Origin of the sequence: Chryseobacterium limigenitum, assembly GCF_900114875.1 — a bacterium.
Classification (GTDB): domain Bacteria; phylum Bacteroidota; class Bacteroidia; order Flavobacteriales; family Weeksellaceae; genus Chryseobacterium; species Chryseobacterium limigenitum.
This window is the reverse complement of record NZ_FPKW01000008.1, coordinates 46,075-71,368: the sequence shown is the minus strand read 5'-3', so window position 1 is coordinate 71,368 and position 25,294 is coordinate 46,075. Positions and strand designations below refer to the sequence as shown.

Below are 25,294 nucleotides of genomic sequence, written 5' to 3'. Positions count from 1 at the left end.
CTTTATTTGTCTGAACGTTAAATCTGGTTTAATGCAAATCTTAAAGCCCAAACTTAAAGCTACTTAAAAATAAAATGTATTTAAAATTAAAAAAGCAATCCATTTCTGAATTGCTTTAGATCTACCATTTCCAGTATTTTATTTTTTAAGCCACCATTGGCTGTCTATCCTGCTAGATTTTTTTACACCATTATTAAGAGTGTAAGCAAGACCAATTCCTAACGTCTGCTTCAATTGCGTTTTTTGAATCTGATTATGATCGTACAGAACGTCTACAGTTATATTTGAAGATAAAAATTTATTCACCTTTAAATTCAGAACGGCTCCATAAGCAAGAACTAATCTATCTGGATGATCCAGATAATTTGAGAATACGGAAGCTGTATTTGTAAGGCTCACGTTATCCATCAATTTCACTTTATACAAAGCTGTCCCAAGAAAACCGAACTGTAATAAAGAGGAATCTCCGTCTTGTTTCAAACCATAATTTCCTGCAAGCTGAAGCTCTTTATCCAGGACCAAAGTCCATCTCGCATTGGCAGGACGCAGTGTAACGGTAAGATTATCATTTGGCCTATATGTTATACCCAAACCAAAGTTTAGATATCCGGGAGCCATAAAATTGGATATTTTCTTTGCTTCAGGGTTATTTCCATCCTCATATCCAGCTGCAAATTGGGTAAGTAAACTCGCACCACCAGACAGATACCAGCTTTTTGAAAACTGCCTTCCATAATTGGTAGAAACATTAATAACATCCTGAGTCTTTCTAGTTCCGATACCTTGGGTATTATTTTGTCCGTAATTTAAAACAATAATATTTTCCCAGAGATCTTTGCCTTTTTCATATGTAATGTTGTAATCAGTTCCGGCAAGCCAACCAACATTGTTAGCTCCACCGCCGACCCAGTTTGAAAAGGCAGCCTGATTAAACATCAATGAATTTTTACCTAAAACAGACCAGTGCTTTACTGTATCTGCTACAATCGTATCTTTCTTTAATTCTTCCTGAGCTTTTGCATATAATCCAACAGAACCGGAAAGAATCAATAAAAACTTCTTCATTCTTTAAGATTTTCATTTACAAAAATATCAATATAATCATGATTGAAACAAGCCTGTCCCAGCATGAATCTTCTCAACACCGTATTTTTTCAGCATTAACATACTAAAACTAAGCCAGTTTGTAAATTTCAGTGACAAAAAAAAATGTTTAAATTTTAAAACTGATTAAAATCATAGCGTTTTGTCTTAAAATAATTGAGAATCAATAAAATCATCGCCAAATTTTCCGAAATTTATCATTGGCTTTTCATTTGACATAAAATACCCATGTTTAAAAATGTAATTTCCAAAAGAGCTGTCGTAACCCCTTTGCTAATGCTTGCAGCAATGTGGTTCGGCTACTTTTTACAGATGCAGGGCTTTTTTGAAAGTTGCTTTGGAGCGATCATTCCTTTATTACCGGAAGGTTTATTAGGAATCATCACCTCTCCCCTTTTACACGGAAACCTGGATCATATCATAGGAAACTCAATTCCTATGGCAGTGCTGATGTTTCTTTTATATCAATTCTATCCTTTAGTTGCCAATAAAGTCTTTATTTTAGGCTGGCTGGCCACAGGTTTATTGGTTTGGCTGTTGCCTCCGGTTGATATCGTTACGGGCGAATATATTTATACATGTACCATTGGAGCAAGCGGTGTGGTGTATGTTTTGGCTTTTTTCCTTTTTTTCAGCGGTGTTTTTAAATGGGAGATGAAACTTTTGACAATCTCTTTATTAGTCGTTTTATATTATGGAAGTTTAATCTGGGGAATGTTTCCTGAAGAAATGTTCTACAATCTGCAGGAACCAAGCAAAATTTCTTGGCAGGCACATCTTTCCGGCGCGGTTGTAGGAAGTATCATTGCTTTTGCTTTTAAAAAAGTGGGTGAGAAAAAGAAAAAATACATTTGGGAATTTCCTAATTATTACAGCGAAAAAGACGATAAACTTTGGCAGGAATACAAAGAAAACCATCCCGATGATTTCTTAGAATTACCTTATAAAAAAAGAGGTGATATTTGGGATCATTTGGATGAATTAAGAAAAAAATAAAACTATTTTTTTACATTTGCGAGATAAAACAACACAAATGTATTCTGAAGAACAACTCTACTCCATTGCTTTACGCGAATGTAATCTTATTGGTGATATTAATTTTCTCAAGCTCGTCCGGGCATTTGGAACCGCGAAAAACGTTTGGGAAAATGCAAAAAAAGAATATAATAAAGTAGACGGCATTGGCAGAAAAACAGTTTCAGAAATTGGAAACCCTGCTTATTTGGAATTTGCAGAAAATGAACTGAAATTTTGCGAAAACAATAAAATTAAGATAAGATTAAGACATCTCAATCAACTCCCACGATTATTGAATGAATGTGATGATGCTCCGGCTATTCTTTATCAAAAAGGAAACTTTGATGATTCCTTAGAAACAGTGAGTGTTGTAGGAACAAGAAACATGTCGCTTTACGGCAAACAATTTATACAGGATTTTTTTGAAGAAACAAGATCGAACAATTACATTTCCGTGAGTGGCTTGGCGTTGGGAGTCGACAAAGAAGTTCATGAGCAATCTATTCAAAATCAAATAGCTACAGTTGCGGTTTTGGCGCATGGATTTCATCTTTTGTATCCTGCTAAAAACAGAAAACTATCTGAAAAAATTATTGAAAATAATGGCGCTTTATTTACAGAATTCAATTCTTCAAGAAAACCGGACAGAGAAAATTTCATCCAAAGAAACAGAGTCGTTGCCGGAATTTCTCCAGCAACAATAGTTGTAGAAACTGCTTTTGGAGGAGGATCAATAAGCACCGCAACATTTGCCAATAATTACAACCGAGAAGTTTTTGCCCTTCCCGGGAAAATCACCGACAAATACAGTCAGGGATGCAATCATCTGATTTTTCAGCACAAAGCGAGTGCTATTTCAACGATTAAAGATCTTATTAATTCATTAGATTTTAATAAGTCGTTTTATAAAAACGAGGAATTATTTCCACGCAGTGAAGAAAACATTCAATTAACTGAAAATCAAACACTAATCTATAATTCTATTATTAAAAATCCACAAATAAGTTTGGATGATCTTGCTCAGAAAATATCGTTGCCTTCACATAAAATTTTGCCTGTAATTTTAGAATTAGAGCTTTTGGGGAAAGTGAAATCGTATTCCGGGAGACAATTTGCAGCAATTTGAGATTTAACTATTTCTTAATATTGCATTATTTCATACATAACATTTAATTTTCAACAATATTTAAACCTAAATTATGGATTTAATAATATTTCACCCCGTTATTATTAAATTTTCAGCAATTATCAAATAAGGTATTGTGAATTTCGAAAAAAAAATTAAATTTGTTGACAATAATATTCAACCTTACTATATGGAACAATATAATATTGACCAGAAAATTCAGGAGTTTATTGCAAAAATAGAGGCAAAAAACCCTAACGAGCCAGAATTTTTACAAGCTGTAAAAGAAGTTGCTGTGACTGTAATTCCGTTTATTATGACCAAGAAGGAATATACGGGAATGAAACTTCTAGAAAGAATGGCGGAAGCTGAAAGAATCATTATTTTCAGAGTTCCATGGGTTGACGATAAAGGAGAAATCCAGGTAAACAGAGGTTTCAGAATTCAGATGAACTCTGCGATCGGGCCATACAAAGGAGGAATCCGTTTCCATCCTACGGTAAACTTGTCAGTTCTTAAATTCTTAGCTTTCGAACAAGTATTCAAAAACTCATTAACTACTCTTCCGATGGGAGGTGGTAAAGGAGGTTCAGACTTCGATCCACAAGGAAAATCTGATATGGAAGTTATGCGTTTTTGCCAGGCTTTCATGACAGAATTATGTAAACATATCGGTCCTGAAACTGACGTTCCTGCAGGAGATATCGGAGTTGGAGCAAGAGAGATCGGATATTTATTCGGACAGTACAAAAAAATCAGAAACGAGTTTACGGGAGTTCTTACAGGTAAGGGGCTTGCTTACGGTGGTTCATTGATCCGTCCTGAAGCTACAGGTTACGGTGTTGTATACTTCGCTGAGCAGATGCTTAAAACGATCGGTCAAACTTTCAAAGATAAAACGGTAAGTGTTTCAGGTTTCGGAAACGTGGCTTGGGGAGTTATCAAAAAAATATCTGAACTAGGAGGAAAAGTAGTAACTATTTCCGGACCAGATGGCTACATTTATGATAAAGACGGAATCGATGGAGAAAAAATCGATTATCTATTAGAGCTTAGAAATTCAGGAAACAACAGAGCTGAGGATTATGCTAAAAAATATCCTTCTGCACAGTTCTTTGCCGGAAAACGTCCTTGGGAAGTGAAGTGTGATGTTGCCATCCCTTCTGCAACTCAAAACGAGTTAGACTTAGAAGATGCTAAATTATTGGTTGAAAACGGATGTCTTTGTGTAACTGAAGCTGCAAACATGCCTTCTACACTAGATGCGATCAACTATTTCTTAGACAATAAAGTATTATTCTCTCCTGGCAAAGCGTCTAACGCGGGTGGTGTAGCTACTTCAGGATTAGAAATGACTCAAAACTCTATCCGTCTAAACTGGACTTCTGAGGAAGTTGACGCTAGACTGAAAGAAATTATGATCGGAATTCATAAAGCTTGTAGAGACTACGGAAAAGAGGAAGACGGCTATGTAAACTACGTAAAAGGCGCAAATATCGCCGGCTTCGTGAAAGTTGCAGAAGCAATGTTGGCTCAAGGAGTAGTATAAAAATATAAAGGTCGGGAAAATTTCCCGACCTTTTTTGATACAGCCTGTTCTCGGGGTTATAAATGGGAAAAAAGTAAAAAGTGAAAGGAGAAAGCGTTGATTTATTTCAACGCTTTTTTTATTTTTATCTGATTGACAAATATATTTTTTCATTGTAAGTATTCATCAATTTTAATGCTTCTGTTTTCTTTATTAGCATCTTCTATAGCTTTCAAAATAGTTTTGATTTGGTTTTTGTTTATGGCATATTTATTAAAAAATACATATTCAATAGTCTTTGTATTCTTAATATCTTCTAACGGATTCTTTCTAAGTAATACTAAATCTGAATAGTACCCCACTTTTATTTTTCCTGTCTTACTTTTCATCCAATTGCCCGGCGCAACCGTTGCAGAATATATAGCTTGTGAGTTGCTCATTCCGGATTTAGATAAAGATTCCAACTCATTATGAAGAGAAAACCCGGGGACGGAAACGGGTACATTAGCATCTGTTCCAGCCATAATGGGAACTTTATGGTCTACCAAAACCTTTGTCATGATATGTATGGCTTCTACATAGGTTTTCCAAAAAATTAACGACGATCTTCTTGCTCCGAGTTCATCTTTTCCATCATATTCATATCCGTTTTTACCGGGCAACCAACCCATCTTATAAAGCGGAGTTCCTTCAATAATTTTGGGATTGACATATTTTAATTCTACTTCTTTAAGTTTAGATTTTAAATTAAATCTTTGCCCTACAAAACTTTCACACAACCCAACCGTTGAAGTAACACTTATATTATTCTCTTTTAATTTTTTAGCAATCTGAACTGAACGTATTTTTAAAAATGCAAGATATTCTTTGGAATTTTTAGAAATTGGCTTTCCAAACTCATCAATAATTTTAACGGTGAGCTCTTCGATATGAGCTATTTCTTTTTGGCCTGAACTATAAAAGGTTTCTAAATTAACTAAAGGTATATGGCCAATCACCGGAATATTATTTTCTTTAGCAATCTCATTGGTTGTTTTAACCATTTCCGGATTCACAAAACCATACATTTTAATAGCGTCATAGCCTTGTTTGTGAATTTTTTTAATTGCTATTTTAGCATCTTTTTTATTTGAATAGTTGATAGATTTTCTTGTCCAGCCATAATAATAACCCATCAATCCGCTCTCACTATATATTGGTGGAGAAGCAATAAACATTCGCGGACCTAGACCATTTCTTTGAATTGATTTTCGCCATTCTAAAACAACAGGTTGTCCCGCCATTTCTCTGATATAAGTAACGCCATTCGCCAAATATAAAAACAGATCATTTTTACTTTCTTTTAAATGGACATGGCTGTCTACCAAACCCGGAATCAGATATTGATCTTTGCCGTCAATAATAGCAGCATCTTTATTTATAGTTAGATTTTCACTTAATTGAATAATCACGCCATCTTTAATCAGTACATTTTGATTTTTAATAAAATGACTGCAATCTTCTGACAGAACGTTTACATTTCTTATCTGAAGTATTTTAGATGGTTTAATAATTGAAGAAATATCAATATTCTTAGTAGACTTTCCCATGACTTTATTTAATTCATGATCAGCCCAAATAAAAGTACAGATAAGAATACTTAATAATGCCATAACTGAATACAAAATTCTCTTGATCCATCGTTTTTTCATAAATTATCTCGTTTAATTTGAAAAACAAAATAAATACAAAAACTCACTAAAACTATGTAAAAATGGGGATTAGGTACGAAATACGCCGTTTTAGGTACAGAAAAATTACAAAGTCAATAAATGCTCTCTATAATTTTTAGAGACAGGAAGTTCAATTTGAGTAAGAGAAATGGTATCTTGATTTTTCCAGGCCTTAAAATGTGATGGATTTATTAAGTGTGAACGATGAATTTGGATTAAAAAATCAAAATCATTCTGAATTTTTTTAAGCGTACTTCGGATGAGTTTCGTTTTTAGCTCGCTACCATCTATAAAGAAGATCTCAACATAATTTTGCGAATTTGAAACACAGATCAAATCATCTTTTCTTATTTTTAAAATATCCAACTTATTATCTCCTCTAATAATAATATTATCATCTTTTGCAGGAATTAATGTAACAGCATATATTCTTGCCAAAATTATTATAGGTGTAGATATCAAAGCCGATTTAAGAATTATCATCTTAAAAAATGTAAAAAAAGCATATCCTCCATGTAATACCGGACTTTTGTAGAAACAAAAAGTAAACACACAAAAAAGGAATTGAAAGAAAATAAGGCTTGTAATCTCAAGTCCAACATTCCATTTTGAGCGTTTATGATAAAGCTTTTTTTGAAGCAAAGCAAGTACGCCATAACATAGAAATGCAATGAAGCTAAATCCAACACTGATAAGAATCCATACTTTAAAACTTAGCGTTCCATCGTCAAATGGCCTTATAAAAAAAGCAAAGATAAAAAGCCAGATACTGAGGAAGATTCCTATTAGTAAATGATGCTTAATCGACGGGTTTAGTTTTTTCATGCAATAAGAAAATGGCTATTATTTAGTTATTAATTATTTACACATAATTACAAAAAAATCCTGAAACATAACATTCCAGGATTTTCATTGATTACAAGAGACTATTCTCTACTTTGCCTTTTTCTTTTTAGATTTTTTCTCTTCTTTTGTTGCGTCTGCCGACTTCGTAGCCTCTATGCTTGTATCAGCTGTTACCGTTGCTGTCGCATCTGCTGTAGTTGCCGTAGTTGCGGCACCATCTATTGTTGTCGTTGCTGTTGTTGTGCTTGGTGTCGTTGCTGTCGCTCCTTGTGCAGCAGCACCTGAGTTCCAAGATCCTTGAGCCTGAGCTGACGTTTGATTATTAGTCTCCGCCGGCTTTTGAGTTACCGTTTGAGCCGATACAGCGATTACTCCGACTAATGTGAACGCTGCTGTTAAAATTAACTTTTTCATAATATAAATTTTAAATGGTTGTTTAATATTTTTAAAACGACCCACTTTTCATTAATATTATATCTAAAACCTTTATTTAACGTACTTTATAACTCTTTAAGACGAATTGGGATTATAAATTATTTCTCTAAATTTTTCATAATTCTTTCCACAAACTCAAAGGCAGCGGGACAGATTACGGTATTTTTCATCATTAAATCATTGATCTGATAAATCTTTTTACGATCTGTGTGGGGATATTCTCTACAGGCTTTAGGTCGAACATCATAAATTGAACATGTATTATCACCATTCAGAAAAAAACATGGCAGATTTTGTAAAACTTTATCATCATCTTCATCTACACGCAGGAATTTAGCTTCGAAATCAGCAGATTTCATACGAAGATGTTTTGAAATTCTTTCAATATCTTTTTCCGTGTATAAAGGTCCTGTAGTTTTGCAGCAGTTAGCACATTGCAGACAATCTATCTTTTCAAAAACTTCTTCATGGGTTTCCTGAACAACATAATCGAGATTCTTGGGCGGTTTTTTCTTTAATCCGTCCAGAAATTTTTTATGCTCTTTCTGTTTCAGTAAAGCCTGTTTCTTGTAAAATTCTAAGTTCATTTATAATTGCTCTTCCTCTAAAATGGGAAGATCTACTTTTTGATATTCATTAATTTTATCCAAATCTAAAACGGTCGTCAGATTTTCTTTGCTTGGATAATACATTGTGGTAAATTTCGCTCCATAAACAATTTCTCTCGAAACATACGAAGATCGCTGAACCACCGTATTTGAAAACACTTCATCAAATGCACGCACATGAACGATAATTTCAATATTAATATTTTTAAAATCATCTTCAGAGAAACCATAAAATGGTGAGTTTTCGTCTATTTTATGCACAACCGTCCAATTGAGCGCCAAGGTATTGATCTTACCTAATTGAGTATCTAATCTGTAAAAATTATTCTTCGCCACACCATCCTCAATCACTTCAATTGCCGTTGACAAAATAACTTCGGCATCCGTTAATGCATTATTTTTATACGGCGCCAATCTAAACATCAAAGCAGTCTTATCCTGAAAGGGAGCAATTACCGTGATGTCAGAAAATCTCAAATAAGCTCTCGGTCTCGAAAATCTACCGTAAAATAAACCTGTTGCAATGGCAAAGGTAAGCAATCCCAAAAAAGCTTCAAAAGTCGCTACAAGACTCGCTGTAAAACCAACCGGAGCAATTCTTCCATATCCAACAGTAGTAAAAGTCTGTGAACTGAAGAAAAACACATCAATAAATTCATTTAATGGATCGCTTTTATCAATTCCGGTAAGATGCTCTACTCCAATCAAAAAATAGATCATCGCAAAAATGATATTGATCAAAATATACGCAACAATAAGATATGTCAGAAACCGAAATGTCGATAAATTGAGCATCGTATGATACCAGCTTAATTTATTGAAGACATTCACTCCTTTTTTCTGAACATTCGGAAGCCCGTCCTTATTAATGAATCTTCCGGAAGCGCTGCTCCCAAAACCACTATTTTCAGTGTTTTTCTGTCGAATTTTTTGTCTAAATCCTCTTGCCATTTTTTTAAATCATTTTTGTTTTTTAATTGGTTTGATCCTAGATGCTTCAACTCCGCTTAGCATCACAGCGTTATTTTTATTTAATTTAAAAAATCAAACCAATACGCAAAGATAAAATATTGTTTTCATGAAATTTATCAATCCTGCGATTGAATTTTTAAATTGATTTTAAACTAAATTTGAAGTATGAAAAAACTGGAATCAAGAGAAGACATTGAGCATCTTGTAAATTCATTCTATGCTAAAGTCGTTAAAGATGAAACGATTAGCTTTTTCTTTAATGATGTTGCCAAAGTAGACTGGGATAAACACTTACCGAAGATGTATTCGTTTTGGGAAACTATCCTTTTCGGGCAAATGACTTATAAAGGCAATCCTATGGCCGTACACTTCCCCATCAATGAAATGGAAGCAATGGAAAGGAAGCATTTCGACCAATGGCTTGAATTATGGAAACAGACCATTGAAGAAAATTTCGTTGGTGAAAATGCTGATATGGCTATTTATAAGTCTGAAAACATCGCCAAATTAATGGCCTACAAGATGGAAATGGCCAGAAAGCTTTAATTACTAAGGAACAATTACCGTAAAAATATAAGCGGCTAAATTCACCAGCAACACCGTTCCGTAAAGAATATTTGTTTTTCCTCGGCTTAAAGAAAGCATTACAATAAACACCGATAAAGACAGCAAAATAATATCCTTTTTATCCAATCCCAATACGAAAGGAATATCATACATAATACAGACCACAGACACTGCCGGGATCGTTAATCCAATACTTGCTAAAGCAGATCCTAACGCCAAATTCAAGCTCGACTGTATCTGGTTACTTCTCGCAGCTCTTATCGCTGCAACACCTTCCGGAAGCAAAACCACAGCCGCAATAATAACTCCAACCAAAGACTTTGGAGCTCCCACGCTTCGCACCATATCTTCAATGGTTCCTGAAAGCCCTTTTGCCATTAAGACAACAATCACAAGACAGACAACAAGGAAAGCAAAACTGATGGTTGTAGCCATTTTCGTTGGAATATAATGCGAGTCAGAATCTTCATCCGTAATAATAAAATAGTTTCTATGTCTTACGGTCTGAACCATTAGAAAGACTCCATAAATAACCAAACAGGCAATAGAAACGAAGATTAATTGAGCTTTATTATAGAACGGTCCGTTGACGCTTGATGTAAAATTAGGAAGTACCAAGGTTAATATCAAAATAGAAACGATACTTACCAAGTAAGTTGTCGCAGAAGTTCTTGCAAAATACTGTTCATAATATTTCACTCCTCCTATTAAAATACAGATTCCTAAAATACCGTTCAAAATAATCATTACCGCAGCAAAAACGGTATCTCTGGCCAGTGTCATCGCATCATCTCCGCCTGCCACCATCAGCGAAATAATCAATGCAACCTCAATAATGGTGATACAAAGTGCCAGAATAATGGTTCCGAAGGGCTCCCCTACTTTATGAGCAACCACTTCTGCATGATGTACTGCCGATAAAACGCTCCCGGTAAGCAAAAGGCCGGCAATTACATCATAAATAACTCCGCCTCCCATTAATCCGGAAAAGTAATAAATGACCGCCAGAACAGGAAAAATATACGTATAATGTAAAAATTCTTTTAATTTCATAAGTGTCTACAAAATACAAAAAATCTATTGAAATTCAAATATCAAAAGAAAATATTAATCTTATTTTAATGAGGCCAGAGGTAGAAGTCCTGAAGATCCGTCAACATATGAAGCAAAAGTCCGATGCCAATAATCCTGATATTTCCTTTAAAAAAAAGCATCAAAAAATACACCGAAACAGCATAATAAGAATGTAAAAAATGAAAACCTACACTTCCCCTGTTGGGATCAAAAATCGGATTGGCGAATAAATGATCCAGATCAACAAGCATGGTAGCCAATAGAATAAAATAACCCTTTTTCCAGTTTTTACGAAAAAAAATTAACGCAATGAACACCGGAAAAATCAGATGTAAAAAGTAATGCGTACATGTTTTTAATAAAAAAATTTCAGAAGAACTCATTAATAATTAATCATTTTAGGATCGAGGAAATCATATTTATTATCTTAAAATCAAAGGTAAATCGCCTTTCTTAATTTTAAGTTTTATATAATAATCCTGACCTTTATTCCCGTAAAAAATATAGTCTAAATTAGAAATTATCTTTTTCTCTGTTGAATTTAAAGGATTGAAAGATGATAAAAGTAAAGGATTATTTTTGACAAAAATATAGTTTTCTTTTAAATTTGAAGATGATTGCAGTGGTTTTCTGGTTGATTTTATTTCAAATCCGGTTTTATTCTTCACAATCGAATTAGGCTGAAAAGGGATAATCGTGAATTGATTTTGCGCATTGACCCATTTTTTATCTTGAAAATATTGCCAAGCTTTTTCCGGAGCCAAACTTTGAAGAGCAATCACGTAATTAGGCTGAATAATTTTCTGGAAGCTCTTTTTTTCAACTTCATTAAAGTCATCATCATAGCCGTAACTTACAATAGTATCATTCACCTGCTCGAGTTCTGCAGTTGATTTTACATAATTAATTTGCGAAGAATCGGCAATGCTTTTATTGAAGAATTGAGCGTATTTTTTAATATTTTGAGCATCCAATTCCATGTCTAAAAAGGAAGTTTTTTGCTCTAGTTTAGAGATAATTGATGTAAATTCTTCCGAATTTGATTCATTTTTAATTTCAATATCATCAGCATTCAATTCAATCGAAAAATTCCGGGTTCTATCACCGGAAATAAAGGAAATACTTCCTAAAGTATCATGAATAAAGCTATCCGAATTAAAATTATCTTTTTCTGAAGATTGAGAAAGTTGCTGATCTATATTTCCAAAAGCTAAATTAGAAGTTCCAAAAATACATTTGTCCCCTTCAATCTTAATATAAATCTGACCTTTTTGAAAGATATTTCCCCCGTTGTTTATAAAACTCTCCTGTTTTAGAAATTTTAAAAATTTCTGCGGATCTTTAAGCTCAATCACAGAATACCAATCCGAGAATTTGGAACTTTTGATGTGGAAAATTTGCAAAAAATCGGGGATTTTCATCCCCGAATCTTGTAATGAAATTTTGGTTTCACTTTTATTTCTGCCCCCAAACCATTCTGAAGGATTTACTATAAAGTTGGAAATATATTGTCTCGTCAGTTTTTTTACATCAATTAAAACGATGGCATCGGCATTTTTTGGGACAAATTTCAATGTTTTGTCTTTATGATAAAACACAAAATAAACAGCAATACCGAGCAAAAGAACTAACGGAACAATAAACTTCTTCTTATTCATTGATTATAATGTTTTCAATGTTTTTTCAGGCTCTTCCATGATTTTATAAATATCATCGAACAAATCGAAGAAATACATCAAACTGTTTTCAGACAAATCTTTAATATTATAATCCATTTCGGTTTCTATGCTTTCGCCCTTCACTTCAGTTTTATAATATACTTCGCCAATATTTTTTCTTAATAAATCCAGCGTTTTTTTCTCGGAAGTACTTTTGAATTCTTTTTCCATTCCTACCAAAAGTTTCTGGATATTCAGTCTTCCTGATAAAGGATATTTAGCAGATTCTTTTGCCCATTTTTTAGATATTTCAGACTGATCTTTCGGGATAATATTATCCGTTGAGGTGGTAAGATATACAATTCCGTCTTTTACGGTAAAGAACAATTGATCAAGATATCCGCTGTCTTTTTTGTCTTTAAAACTATAAAACTCTCCGTTTTTCGTGAAGTTTTTCGCTGTATTTTTATTCGTTATTAATAAATTAAAGACGCGATTCCAATAGCCTTCATTTTCTGTTGCAAAGGCAAAAACGAAATTAGGAACCATAATATCTTTTGTTTTCTTTACTTCTTTTTCGTTGTAATCTTCGTCGTAATCGTAATCTGTGTAGTCTACTTTTTTAGATTTCAGTTCATTTAAAACAAAAATTCCGTTTCCTGGTGCTATTTTGGCAATGGCTTCTTCATCCAGAACAATTTTCATGGTTTCCATCATCAGCTCAACTTCTTTCTGATATTCTGCGTCTCCAAGATCTTTGAACAGACTGTAAATCATATCAAAACTCTTAGCTCCATTGATGTTAACAGCGTAATAACCAATACTTTTATCATTAATTAACGCGGTCAGTTTCTTATTCTTTTTGCCTTTGTAAACATCAGCAACACTTTTCTGAACGTTGGCGTCTTTATGCTGATAATTGTTGACCAGTTTTACTTTGTCTTTGTCAAAATACAGATTGTATGAAGAGTTTGAATTGTAAGCTTTCTGAAGAAACTGAGTAAACTCCAAACGCTTCATCGTTCTCCCGTAAATCCCTTCATTAACGATCTTTCCGTAGTCTGTGTACACAAAAACATCAGAATTTGCATCACGGAAAGCCAGCATTTGCGAAGGAACTTCAAGTTCTAAATTTGAATTAAAATACTTATCAAATGAATCTTCCGCAAGCTTTTTCACCACTTTGAATTTCTCAATTCGTATAGAATCCATCTCTTTTTGATAGTCGGAATCTACTGCATATTCTTCATTTTCCATATCCTCTTCATTTTCCGGAGGGCTAGCTACTTCAGCTTCATTTTCAGAATATTGTGTGTCCGTTGCACCTTTCTTTTCTTTTGGATATTCATGATGTTTTTCAAGATACTTGATGTCTTTCTGAATTTTCGCAATTTCCGTATTATTCTCCTTTATATTTTCTTTTAAAGACTGAATATCCTCCTTCAAATATTGAATTTCTTCCTTATAATCAAAAGGCTTTTCGGGTTCTTCTGCGTATGCGCTGTCTACAACGGCCGCAGCACTGTCAACCACCGCCATTGCGCTGTCTACAACAACTTCATCGGCCCAATCATCTTTGTGAGGTTTATTGTAATTGATAACGCTTAAAACAGCACGATCGCCATTCCACGCAACGAAAATATCATCATCGATATCTACGTAAGAATATTTGTTTTTCTTAGAAATTTCCAATCCTTTTTTCTTGGTTGAATTAATGAATTCAAGAAACTTCTCTTTATTATCCAAGATAAAATGAGCAGTATATGATTGCACGGAATCATTGAAAGTTCCGTAATGATATTGCGTTGCGTCGTATTTAATCCCTGTTTTAGAGAAATCGTTCCAAGACGGTTTATCTTTATTGTCTTTGTCTTTTTTATTCTTTTTCTGGGTAATTTCCTTTAAAAAAGGGTTGAATTTGTCCCAGTTTATTTTCTTATTAAGCTGTTTTCCGTTGATTTCCATGTAAAATGCGGCATCATTGGGAATTTTCATCTTTTGTTGTGCAAAAGCCAGTACGAAACCGAAAAGTAAGAGCGTAATTTGTTGTGTTTTTTTTAAAATAGATTTCATGGTTTAAATTTGAAATTATTGGAAAAGGATCGTATTTTGTATTTGTTTCTTTTGAAGAATAAAATCTAAAACATTGGCTTCAAGTTTCAACGCCTTTTTATTGGACGAAAGCAAATAAGAAGAATTGGTTTGAGATTTTATTGCGTTTTCGAACTGCAAGACAGACGTATATTTGGCATTATTAAAGACCTCTTTATCTGCCGTACTCATCTTGTCGTAATCTGTTTTAAATGTATTGATCTTGTTTCTCGTAAATGATTTCCCCAAATTTTGACTGTAAATCTGTGTAGGAATCATTTTCCCAAGAATATTTTTAGCCTTTAATTGTTCTAATCCGGCGTTGATATTTTCAATTTTCTTGAAATTACAGCTTAGTTTAATGATATAATTATCAAAATCAACACTTGTTTTTACATTGCTGATTCCCGGAGTAGCTTTAAAAATCCTTGAAGCTTCATTGATTTTACTTTCAATTTTAGGCTTTTTTGGAACTTTTTTGCCGTTTATTGTTTCCATTTTAGAGATAGAAGCAAGTCTGGTTTTGCTTTTACTTGCGTTGAGGATAACGGTATACTCTCCTGTTCCATCAGTTTTTACATTAACTTTATCGATGATATCGAAACAGCTTGTTAACAATAATAATGGAAGAAAAAGCATCAACCGCCTGAGAATAATTTTCATGACTTAGTTTTTAAAAAGCAAAACTACTTAATTCTAATGTATTAAGTAGTTAAATTTTATATTCTGCCTTTAAGATAATCCTGTCGCACTTCTTCATCCAACTTTTCGATTGAATATCGCAGGCAGGTTCTTGGCATTTCTTTATAGTATTTATTTAAATAATTGATGAGTTCTGTTTCATTTTTCTCGCCCATTTCTCTTAACAGCCAGCCGTTTGCTTTATGCATGAGATCATGAGGATGCTTTAAATTATTGGTTACAAATTCTTTAGTTAAATGAAATTCACCCTTTTTCACGTAATGCATTGTTCCGACAACGGCAATTCTTTTATGCCACATTTCATCGGAAACAGAAAGCGTCTTTAACAATTCTTCTCGCTGATTTTCAAAAGCATACCGCCCTAAGATCTTATAACAGCTCGAATCAACCAGATCCCAATTATTGACGTATTGTAAATGATTCAGATAGAATTCAACGATCTCTTCCTTCACTTTTGGATCTTTTGTTTTTTCAAACTTAGAAATTAAAATAAATAATGCTGTTAATCTATGTTCGTGGTATTTCGAAGAAAGCAATTCGCTGAGTTCATCTAAGGAAATTTTAGGATAATACTCTTTGGCAACACTTCTTTGATCAGGAACTTTTACGCCTAAAAACAAATCACCTTCTCCATATTCTCCTTTGCCAGTTTTGAAGAATTTTGGGAAAAATGCTGCTTTTTCAGGAATGGATAAAACGGCTAGTGCTTCCTGTATTTCTTTAACAATCTTACTCATTGATATTTAAATAATTAATGACTTTCATCTGAAGTAATATTTCCCAACTCTCGTTCTTCTTTTGCAATCTTATTAGGATTAGCCACTTTTGCAATAGTAAGTCCCTGAACGATAATTGAAAACACAACTACACAGTAAGTGATACTTAAAATAATTTCGCTGTATTCACTTTTTGGGATAGACATCGCCAAAGCAATGGAAACACCGCCTCGGATTCCTCCCCAAACCAACACTTTCACGGTTTGTGGACTAAAAGTGGTTTTCATCAATTTGGTAGGCCCCCAAATGGAAATTACTCTTGCCAATAAAACAATTACAATTGCTGCCAGTCCGGGAACAATAAAATGTCTTAAATCCTTGATCATCAACAATTCAAAACCGATGAATAGGAATAAAACGGCATTCAGGATCTCATCAATTAATTCCCAGAATTTGATCAGATAATCCTGAGTGATGGATTTCATTTTAAATCTTACATTAAAATTACCCATAAATAATCCCGCCGCAACCATCGTCAAAGGCCCCGAAATATGCATTTGTCTTGCAATAAGATAACCGCCCATTACCACAGAAAGCGTTACCAAAACGGAAATAATATAGTCATCCACCTCACGCATTAATCTGGAAGTTACCCAACCCAACACGATTCCTAAGAACAAACCTCCTCCGGCTTCTTTTAATAATAATAAACCTATGCTTTCGATCCCCAAATCAACTTCTTTTCCGATTGCCAACTGTAATACTACTGAGAATATCACAACCGCCATACCGTCATTAAAAAGAGATTCTCCGGCAACTTTAGTTTCCAATGATTTTGAAACCTTGGCCTGTTTTAAAATACTTAGAACAGCAACCGGATCAGTCGGTGAAATCAAAGCTCCAAAGAGAAGACAATATATAAACGGCAAATTGATTCCTAGAAAAGGCAGAATATAAAACATCCCAAACCCGACTACAAAAGTAGAAATAAGCACTCCTGCAGTTGAAAAGATAACCACTGGCCGGAACTGCTCCTTGAGATCGTCTATATTAATATGAATTCCTCCCGCAAAGAGAAGGAAATTAAGCATGGCTCCCATCAGAACTTCTGTAAAATCGATCCCATTCATCAGATCATAAAGATGCCAGAACGTTCTTGGTAAAAAAGTTTCTCCAAAAGAAACCAAAATAATAGAAACCACTATGGCAATCACCATAATCCCGATCGTGCTCGGAAGTTTCAAAAACCTGTAATTAAGATATGCGAATATTGATGCTAAAACGATTAAAGCTGAAAATGAATAGTATAACTCCACTAAGTTGTTTTTAAATTAAAAGTCTAAATAAAGTACTTTGATATAAATTTTACTGTCTTCTTTTTTCCAAATATCCATCATTCCGTCTTTTAAAGCTTTAGAACCTCTCGTGTACTCCTGTCCTATATTCAGCATATTCCGAAGAATATACTCATCTCCCACGCTGTTTACAGCATAAGCCGTTTTCTCAGATTTGCCGTCTCCGGAAGCCTTCATTGCGTCTGCAAGCAAACGGAACTGTCCCAAATGATGGGTGAAGTTACTCCCATCTTTCAGAGAATCGTACGCGCGCAGCAAAATAAGAAGAACATCCAGATTGGTCGGATCTTTATCATAAAGAACCTTACCTAATTTTATGCAATCCTCAAAATTTTTATCCTTGAAAGCTTCTGCAAGCTTCTTAAAATCATCATCTGAAGTAGAAATTTTATCTTTCCTGAAATTTCTTCCATAGTAAAGATATTGTGCTTCTATACTGTCTAAAGATTTGGGATATCCCTTATATTTAAAGATCAGTTTTTCGTAGTTATACGGAGACTGAGTATTCGTAAGGCTTTTTTCGATACTTTTGAAATCGATCTTTGATTTTTGACTAAAACCAAAAACCGACACAAAAAGAAGTAAAAGGAAAAAGTGATATTTCATTACTCGTTGGTTTCTTCTTCCTCATCATTTTCGAAATATTCGAAAAGAAAATCATTGTAAGGAAATCTCGCAATATGAATTTTCATCACCTCATCGTAGATCATCTTTTTCATTTCCGGGAAGTTTTCCTTCGTTAAAGCCGAGATGAAAACAGTTGGATGCTTAGATTTTCCCATCCATGTTTTCTGCCATTCCTCTAATGAAACATTTCTTTTTGTAGATGGCGTTAAATCGTCATCATCTTTTTTATCATAACTGAAATCATCAATTTTATTGAAAACCATGATCATCGGTTTTTGATGCGCATTGATTTCCATTAACGTATGATTTACAGATTCTATATGATCTTCAAAACTTTCATGAGAAATATCTACAACGTGAATCAGTAAATCTGCTTCACGAACCTCATCAAGAGTTGATTTAAAAGATTCAACAAGCTGAGTTGGTAATTTTCTGATAAATCCTACCGTATCTGTCAATAAGAACGGTAAATTTCCTATCACTACTTTTCTTACCGTAGTATCCAGTGTTGCAAATAATTTATTTTCAGCAAAAACATCAGATTTCGACAAAGCATTCATCAATGTAGATTTTCCAACATTGGTGTACCCTACCAAAGCAGCACGAACGACCTTCCCACGATTGTTACGCTGGGTAGCCATCTGCTTATCTATTGTTTTCAGTTTATCCTTCAACAAGGAAATTCTGTCACGGATGATACGACGGTCGGTTTCAATCTCAGTTTCCCCGGGACCTCTCATCCCGATTCCCCCTTTCTGACGCTCCAAGTGAGTCCACATTCTTGTCAGTCGAGGTAAAAGATATTGATATTGCGCCAATTCAACCTGAGTTCTTGCATAAGAAGTCTGCGCTCTTTGGGCAAAAATATCAAGGATAAGATTGGTTCTGTCCAGGATTTTTACTTCTATTTCTTTTTCAAGATTTTTAAGCTGAGACGGAGACAATTCATCATCAAAAATGATGGTTCCGATCTCATTTTCCTTTACGTATTCTTTTATTTCCTGAGCTTTCCCACTACCGATGAAGGTTTTGGAATCAGGCTGAGTTAATTTTTGAGTAAACCTTTTTTGTACGGTAGCTCCAGCTGTGAAAGCCAAAAACTCCAATTCATCCATATATTCCGTAAGCTTATCTTCGTCCTGGTTTTGAGTAATAACACCCACCAAAATAGCTTTTTCGTAATTATGTTCTTTCTTGTCTAGCATTAAATTCTGTCTATGTTTGTGAGATTTACAAGTTACCATTTTCAGAAGAAAAAACAAAATCATTTTTCATATATCAAAAGATTTTAATGTTAAAGCTGTTTAAATTAAAATATTCATAATTAATCCCAATCCGCAGCTACAAATTTCATTGAATTCCCTTCATTATTGGACAAGGTAAGAAAATGCCCTTCAACCGAATATTTCGTCATATTTTGAAAACTTTTTAAAAATTTGGTTTCCAAGTCCATATTCTGACATGCTTTCATCGTACTTCCGACTCCGGAAATCTTCACTTTCCCATTGTTTTTAAATTCAGAAGAGAAAGACATATTGTTGCACCCCATAAAAGCTCTTCCACGGATTTTACCGTTTTCCTGATTAGCAGTTAAATTAATCTCCGCTTTATTCTTAATTAATTCATTTTTAGTGAAATCACCAAAAGAAATCAGCATCCATTCTCTTTGAATATGCGGATCTTTAACCTGTACTGTAGAGCAATTAAATATTAAACCTAAAAACAAAACAGTAAAAACTGAGAGCAATATTTTTTTCATACATTCCAGAATCCCATTTTCATACCATTCAGAGGCAGAATCCCATAAAAATTAGTAAATTAGCGACACAAAAATTATTATATAAAATGAAAAGACTATTTCTACTATTCACTTTCTTGTTGGGCTTCGCTCAGATGAGGGCGGATGAGGGGATGTGGCTGTTAATGCTCATCAAAAGATTAAATGGTGTTGACATGCAAAAAGAAGGTTTGCATTTAACCCCTGAAGAGATTTATTCAGTAAACAACTCAAGCATGAAAGACGCTATCGTAAGTTTCGGTGGTTTCTGTACTGGTGAGATCGTTTCTGACAAAGGACTTATTTTCACAAACCACCACTGTGGTTACGGCGCTGTTGCAGCAGCTTCAACTCCGGAAAAAGACTATTTGAAGAATGGTTTCTGGGCAATGAAGCAGAAAGATGAGTTTAATGCAAAAGATCTTTATGTAAGATTTTTAGTTAGAATGGATGATGCTACGCAGAGAATCAATTCTAAATTAAACAATAAAATGACCGGAGAAGAGAGAAAAGCTGTGATTGATGCTGAAACTAAAGCAATCCAGACTGAAAACTCTGAAAACGGGAAATATACCGTAGTTGTAAAAGATTTCTTCAACGGAAACGAATTTTATTATTTTGTTTACCAAGATTATAAAGACATCAGATTAGTAGGCGCACCGCCATCTTCTTTAGGGAAATTCGGAGGTGATACAGATAACTGGGAGTGGCCAAGACATACAGCAGACTTTACTGTTTTCAGGGTGTATGCTGATGCTGCAGGAAATCCTGCGGAATTTGCTCCAACAAACGTTCCTTTAAAGCCTAAACATTTCTTACCTGTTTCTCTTAAAGGAGTTAAGCCAGGTGATTTCTCAATGATCCTAGGTTACCCGGGAAGAACAAACCGTTATTTGACTTCTTACGGAATTCAGCAAATGGTTGGTAAAGATTATCCGGCTTGGGTTGAGGCTTCTAAATTAGCTATGGACATCATGAAGAAGTACATGGATAAAGATAAAGGAACTCAATTGAACTATGCTTCTCAGTACGCTTCTGTAGCGAACTACTGGAAAAACAGACAAGGAACAATTGATGCTGTTATCAAAAACGGAACAATTACAGACAAGCAAAAAGTAGAAGAAACATTCAAAACATGGGCAGTACAGCCTGCAAACGTAGCAGAGTATGAAACCGTTTTAGATGATATCGGTATTTATTACAAGCAGGTTTCTACAAGAAATGTTGAGAGAAATTATATGTCTCAGCTTTCAAGAAACTCAAAATACATCAGCCTTGCCTACCAGCTAGGTGCTGTACTTAAAGCTTACACTGCTCAAGATATGCAGGGAAGACTGGCTATGAAGCCAAAAGTAGATGCCGCTGTAAAAGCTGCTTATGAAAATATCAACACCAACCTTGAAGGTGAAATGTTGAACTCTATGGTTAACCTTTACCAGACAAAAGTAGATAAAGATGTTGCTTCTGCTACAATTATGGGATTAGATGCCAAGAACTTATCAAACGTTGCTTATTCATCTATCTTTGCTAACAAAACTTCTGCTACAAACTTTGTTTTGCACCCGGATGCTTTAAAATTAGATGCAGATCCGCTTCTTAAGATCGCTAACGGTGTAGCAACAGACCAAAGATTGTCTGGAGAGAGATTCTCTAAAATTGATGACAATTTTGCTAAAAACAACCGTTTATTCTTAGCTGGTTTAATGAAAGCTATGCCTGAGAAAAAATTCTATCCGGATGCTAACTCTACAATGAGATTAACGTACGGAACGGTAGATAAATTGCCAATCAGAACAGACAGAAACTATTTCGGTGTTACTGATAACTATTATACAGATATGGCTGGTCTTGTGGGTAAATACAAGAAAGGTGACGAAGAATTTGACCTCCCGCAAAGAGTAATTGACCTTTACAACATGAGCGACTTCGGTCAGTATGCTGATGCTAAAGGTTACATGCCTGTAAACTTCTTGTCAAACAACGATATTACCGGTGGTAACTCTGGTTCTCCTGTAATTGACGGAGACGGAAACCTTATCGGTATCGCATTCGACGGAAACAGTGAAGCTTTAAGCGGTGACATTGTTTTCGAACAAGAGTGGCAAAAAACGATCAACGTTGACGTTCGTTTCGTTCTTTGGACAATCGACAAGTACGCTGGTGCAAGAAGACTGATCGACGAGCTAAAATTAGTAAGAGACGAAAACACTCCTGCTGACACAAAAACTAAAGCAGCAAAACCTGAACACGCAAAAACGTCAGGTAAAAGCAAAAAATAATCTTCATTGAATATATTTTTGAAAACCGTGAAATTTTATTTCGCGGTTTTTTTTATTGTTAAATATTTAAAGTTGAATCAATTAAATAAATAAAAAAGAAAATAATATAATTTTTTTGTCAGGTTTTTAAAAAGATGCCGTCTATAGTTGTAAGAATATAATTATAAAAAAAATATTATGAAAAAGAACATCTTTAGAATTGCTTTATTAGCAACAGCTATTATGACAACATTCGCACTTACATCTTGTGATAATAATGATACGATGGAAATGCCTTCAACAGAAAAAACCATCACTTTTGAGAATGTGGTAACGCCAAAAGATTTTGTACAAAGCGGAAGTTTTCAAGGGACAGGAGCTCCTATTATCACGCCGGGACAATCTGTTTCTATTAAATTTAGTGCCGGAAAAGCACAGTCACTCATGTTTGCCACTATGTATGGAGCTTCACAAGATTGGTTTTTTGCCTCCCAACAACCCGGAATCAAGTTATTCGATAATAATGGAAATGCTATTACAGGAGATGTATCTTCACAAGTTCTTTTGTGGGATAATGGTACAAAAGACAATACTTCAGGACAGGTAGAAAGCAAGCCTATTGCACAAGTTCCTGGTGTAAATGCTTCTCAACTCATGAAATTGAATCTTGCTTTTGACGATGTATCATCAGAATTCACCTTAACAATCACAAACACCTCAGGAGGTACAGCAAATGCAACACCCTTCTCACCCGGAGTTTGGGCAGTTTCCAATTACAACGGTTCACAATTGTTAAATTCTGCACCTTTTTTCACCCCAAATGCTATGTCAAATCCTGAAATTACAGATATTGCACAAATGGGAAATATCTCCAAAATGACAACAAAACTAAATGCCAATACCGGAATTATGACCGGACTTTCACCCGCTTTGGTTGTTGTTTATAATGGAGATAAAAATCCAATTTATGAATTAGGCCAATCAGATGCGGGTAAAGGATTAAAAGAAATCGCTCAAATGGGCAATGTAACCCAACTTCAAAATAGTTTAAAATCCTTACCTAATATAAAAGGAGTCTATATTGCAGGTAATACACCGGTAGCACCTGGCAGCAAAGTTATGACTAAATTTCAATCAAGTCCGGGAGATAAAATTGCTTATGTAACGATGTTCGGTTTTTCTAATGACTGGTTTTATGCCAATGAACAAAGTATTGATGCCAATACAAAAGGAGATTTAACTTCAAAAACAGCATTGTTTGATTCAGGAACAGGTATCGATCAATATCCGGGAGCAGGAAATCACCAGGCTTTATTTGGAGGAACTCCACAAGCTGAAAGTAAAGTTATTTCTAAAGTTGGAAATCAGTTTCCGAATCCTAGTGTTCAGAATGTTTTGAAAGTGACTATTAATTAATCTAAAAAAACATTCAAAATCAATAATAAAAACCGTCTCGCAATAATAAAAAAGCGAGATGGTATTTTCCTTTTTTGAAATCGAGAATAAAGATTCTTCAACTAAATATTCCAAAACTCTCGGTCTAAACTTCTATACTGTATAGCTTCAGAAATATGATGAGACAAAATATTCTGCGACTCTTCCAGATCGGCAATCGTTCTGGCTACTTTTAGAATTCTGTCGTAGGCTCTTGCGGAAAGATTGAGTTTTTCCATGGCTAATTTGATGAGATTAAATGAGGATGAGTCAAGCTCACAAAACTTTTCAATTTCTTTTGGCCCAATTTGAGCATTGTAGCTAATTTCCAAGTCTTTATATCGTTCACCCTGAATCTCACGGGCAATTAAAACCCGTTTTCTGATGTCTTCGCTTTTTTCGCCTTTTCTTTTTTCTGCGAGCTGTTCAAATTCAACTTTCTGAACTTCAATATGAATATCAATTCGATCCAAAAGCGGTCCGGAAAGCTTATTCATATACCGCTGCATTTCGTAGACAGATGAGGTATTGTTGGGATCATCAGGAAAAAATCCGCTCGGACTTGGGTTCATGGAGGCTACCAACATAAAGCTTGCAGGGTAATTCACCGTAAATCGTGCTCTTGAAATGGTAACTTCGCGATCTTCCAAAGGCTGCCTCATGACTTCAAGAACGGTTCTTTTAAATTCCGGCATTTCATCTAAAAATAAAACGCCGTTATGAGCGAGAGAAATTTCTCCGGGTTGAGGATAACTTCCACCGCCGACTAATGCAACATCTGAGATCGTATGATGCGGTGAACGGAAAGGCCGAACCGTCATTAAAGACGTTTCTGTTCCCATTTTTCCGGCTACAGAATGGATCTTTGTTGTTTCTAAAGCCTCTTTCAATGTTAAAGGAGGTAAAATACTCGGAACCCTTTTAGCCAACATTGTTTTTCCGCTTCCGGGAGGTCCGATCAGAATAATATTATGACCGCCTGCTGCGGCAACTTCCATGGCACGTTTTGCGGTTTCCTGACCTTTAACTTCAGAAAAATCAAAAGGAAACAGATTAATTTTATCCTGAAATTCTTTTCGGGTATCTAAAACTACTTTTTCAAGAGGTTTTCCTTCATTAAAAAAATCAATAACTTCTTTGATATTTTCAACCCCATATACATCAAGATTATTAACAATAGCAGCTTCACGGGTATTTTGTTTAGGTAAAATAATTCCTTTAAAACCTTCTTCCCGCGCCTGAATGGCAATCGGAAGAACCCCTCGGATTGGCTGCAAGCTTCCATCCAACGAAAGTTCGCCCATAATAATATAATCCTGAATATTTTCAGCTAAAATCTGATCTGAAGCTGTTAAAATTCCAATAGCAATACTCAAATCATAAGCTGCACCTTCTTTCCGAAGATCTGCGGGAGCCATATTAATTGTGATTTTCTTTCCGGGAATCTTATAGCCCACGTTTTTCAAAGCAGCGGAAATTCTGTAACTGCTTTCTTTGATGGCATTGTCGGCAAGTCCTACCAGATGATAGCCCACCCCACCCGTATCTACATTCACTTCAATAGTAATAGTCTGCGCCGCGACACCATGAATTGCACTTCCGTAAATTTTGATCAGCATGATTGTGTTTTACGGCAAAAATAATTAATATTTTATTTTAGAAAATGGATCGTTTAATTCATAACATT

General features: G+C 34.7%; 23 protein-coding genes. 6 read left to right on the top strand and 17 right to left on the bottom strand.

From position 1 onward, the window contains the following. Nucleotides 1–138 precede the first annotated feature (138 nt). Nucleotides 139–1,065 carry a DUF3078 domain-containing protein gene (locus BT156_RS11515; RefSeq protein ID WP_072410226.1) on the bottom strand — a complete coding sequence of 309 codons (927 nt, stop codon included), beginning with the start codon at nt 1,063–1,065 and terminating at the stop codon, nt 139–141. 267 nt (nt 1,066–1,332) lie between these two features. On the opposite strand from BT156_RS11515, the gene BT156_RS11510 reads away from it, so the two are divergent. The 3 genes from BT156_RS11510 to gdhA all read left to right on the top strand — a co-directional run bounded on the left by BT156_RS11510 (nt 1,333) and on the right by gdhA (nt 4,796). After that, nucleotides 1,333–2,100 (top strand): rhomboid family intramembrane serine protease, encoded by a 768-nt coding sequence (locus tag BT156_RS11510; RefSeq protein WP_072410225.1) that lies wholly within the window; start codon nt 1,333–1,335, stop codon nt 2,098–2,100. Nucleotides 2,101–2,137: 37 nt separating this feature from the next. Further along, the gene (gene dprA / locus BT156_RS11505; protein WP_072410223.1) at nt 2,138–3,247 is read left to right on the top strand and encodes a DNA-processing protein DprA; all 1,110 of its coding nucleotides are present in this window, start codon (nt 2,138–2,140) and stop codon (nt 3,245–3,247) included. A gap of 190 nt (nt 3,248–3,437) precedes the next feature. Then, nucleotides 3,438–4,796, top strand: coding sequence for an NADP-specific glutamate dehydrogenase (gdhA, locus tag BT156_RS11500; protein ID WP_072410391.1), 1,359 nt, complete (start codon nt 3,438–3,440; stop codon nt 4,794–4,796). Between the two features lie 149 nt (nt 4,797–4,945). On the opposite strand, the gene BT156_RS11495 is transcribed toward gdhA, so the two are convergent. The 5 genes from BT156_RS11495 to BT156_RS11475 form a co-directional block, all read right to left on the bottom strand. Then, on the bottom strand, nt 4,946–6,466 hold the full coding sequence (locus BT156_RS11495; RefSeq protein ID WP_072410221.1) for an amidohydrolase family protein: 1,521 nt from the start codon (nt 6,464–6,466) through the stop codon (nt 4,946–4,948). Between the two features lie 105 nt (nt 6,467–6,571). Further along, nucleotides 6,572–7,312: a LytTR family DNA-binding domain-containing protein gene (locus BT156_RS11490; protein ID WP_072410219.1), complete on the bottom strand. Its 741-nt coding sequence runs from the start codon at nt 7,310–7,312 to the stop codon at nt 6,572–6,574. Nucleotides 7,313–7,420: 108 nt separating this feature from the next. Then, nucleotides 7,421–7,747: a hypothetical protein gene (locus tag BT156_RS11485; protein ID WP_072410217.1), complete on the bottom strand. Its 327-nt coding sequence runs from the start codon at nt 7,745–7,747 to the stop codon at nt 7,421–7,423. A gap of 119 nt (nt 7,748–7,866) precedes the next feature. Further along, entirely contained in the window at nt 7,867–8,355 is a 489-nt protein-coding gene (locus tag BT156_RS11480) for a YkgJ family cysteine cluster protein (RefSeq protein WP_072410215.1), read from the bottom strand. After that, a complete protein-coding gene (locus BT156_RS11475; protein ID WP_072410213.1) occupies nt 8,356–9,327 on the bottom strand; it encodes an ion channel in 972 nt (323 codons plus the stop codon). Nucleotides 9,328–9,513: 186 nt separating this feature from the next. Here BT156_RS11475 and BT156_RS11470 point away from each other — a divergent pair, with 186 nt between their 5' ends. Further along, nucleotides 9,514–9,894 (top strand): group III truncated hemoglobin, encoded by a 381-nt coding sequence (locus BT156_RS11470; protein ID WP_072410212.1) that lies wholly within the window; start codon nt 9,514–9,516, stop codon nt 9,892–9,894. A 3-nt stretch (nt 9,895–9,897) separates the two neighbouring features. Here the strand turns inward: BT156_RS11470 and BT156_RS11465 are convergent, their stop codons facing one another. The 10 genes from BT156_RS11465 to BT156_RS11420 all read right to left on the bottom strand — a co-directional run bounded on the left by BT156_RS11465 (nt 9,898) and on the right by BT156_RS11420 (nt 19,897). Next, complete coding sequence (locus BT156_RS11465) at nt 9,898–10,968, bottom strand: calcium:cation antiporter (RefSeq protein ID WP_072410211.1); 1,071 nt, start codon at nt 10,966–10,968, stop codon at nt 9,898–9,900. A gap of 65 nt (nt 10,969–11,033) precedes the next feature. Then, a complete protein-coding gene (locus BT156_RS11460; protein ID WP_072410210.1) occupies nt 11,034–11,372 on the bottom strand; it encodes a DUF6122 family protein in 339 nt (112 codons plus the stop codon). Nucleotides 11,373–11,411: 39 nt separating this feature from the next. Then, nucleotides 11,412–12,647 (bottom strand): hypothetical protein, encoded by a 1,236-nt coding sequence (locus BT156_RS11455; RefSeq protein ID WP_072410209.1) that lies wholly within the window; start codon nt 12,645–12,647, stop codon nt 11,412–11,414. A 3-nt stretch (nt 12,648–12,650) separates the two neighbouring features. Continuing rightward, nucleotides 12,651–14,720, bottom strand: a complete 2,070-nt coding sequence (locus BT156_RS11450) for a hypothetical protein (RefSeq protein ID WP_072410208.1) — start codon at nt 14,718–14,720, stop codon at nt 12,651–12,653. Nucleotides 14,721–14,735: 15 nt separating this feature from the next. After that, entirely contained in the window at nt 14,736–15,401 is a 666-nt protein-coding gene (locus tag BT156_RS11445) for a hypothetical protein (RefSeq protein WP_072410207.1), read from the bottom strand. Between the two features lie 56 nt (nt 15,402–15,457). After that, nucleotides 15,458–16,177 (bottom strand): DNA alkylation repair protein, encoded by a 720-nt coding sequence (locus BT156_RS11440; protein ID WP_072410206.1) that lies wholly within the window; start codon nt 16,175–16,177, stop codon nt 15,458–15,460. A 14-nt stretch (nt 16,178–16,191) separates the two neighbouring features. Further along, nucleotides 16,192–17,472, bottom strand: a complete 1,281-nt coding sequence (locus tag BT156_RS11435; RefSeq protein ID WP_072410205.1) for a cation:proton antiporter — start codon at nt 17,470–17,472, stop codon at nt 16,192–16,194. A 15-nt stretch (nt 17,473–17,487) separates the two neighbouring features. Continuing rightward, nucleotides 17,488–18,117, bottom strand: coding sequence for a DUF4919 domain-containing protein (locus tag BT156_RS11430; RefSeq protein ID WP_072410204.1), 630 nt, complete (start codon nt 18,115–18,117; stop codon nt 17,488–17,490). Then, nucleotides 18,117–19,343 carry a GTPase HflX gene (hflX, locus tag BT156_RS11425; RefSeq protein ID WP_072410390.1) on the bottom strand — a complete coding sequence of 409 codons (1,227 nt, stop codon included), beginning with the start codon at nt 19,341–19,343 and terminating at the stop codon, nt 18,117–18,119. The genes BT156_RS11430 and hflX overlap by 1 nt, the downstream gene beginning before the upstream one ends. A gap of 119 nt (nt 19,344–19,462) precedes the next feature. Beyond that, on the bottom strand, nt 19,463–19,897 hold the full coding sequence (locus BT156_RS11420) for an META domain-containing protein (RefSeq protein ID WP_072410203.1): 435 nt from the start codon (nt 19,895–19,897) through the stop codon (nt 19,463–19,465). An 86-nt stretch (nt 19,898–19,983) separates the two neighbouring features. Between BT156_RS11420 and BT156_RS11415 the strand changes: the two genes are divergently transcribed. Both BT156_RS11415 and BT156_RS11410 read left to right on the top strand, forming a co-directional pair. Beyond that, nucleotides 19,984–22,194 (top strand): S46 family peptidase, encoded by a 2,211-nt coding sequence (locus BT156_RS11415; RefSeq protein ID WP_072410201.1) that lies wholly within the window; start codon nt 19,984–19,986, stop codon nt 22,192–22,194. A gap of 177 nt (nt 22,195–22,371) precedes the next feature. Next, nucleotides 22,372–23,589, top strand: a complete 1,218-nt coding sequence (locus BT156_RS11410) for a spondin domain-containing protein (protein WP_072410199.1) — start codon at nt 22,372–22,374, stop codon at nt 23,587–23,589. A gap of 101 nt (nt 23,590–23,690) precedes the next feature. Here BT156_RS11410 and BT156_RS11405 read toward each other — a convergent pair whose 3' ends face one another. Continuing rightward, nucleotides 23,691–25,226, bottom strand: coding sequence for a YifB family Mg chelatase-like AAA ATPase (locus tag BT156_RS11405; protein WP_072410197.1), 1,536 nt, complete (start codon nt 25,224–25,226; stop codon nt 23,691–23,693). Between the last annotated feature and the right edge of the window lie 68 nt (nt 25,227–25,294).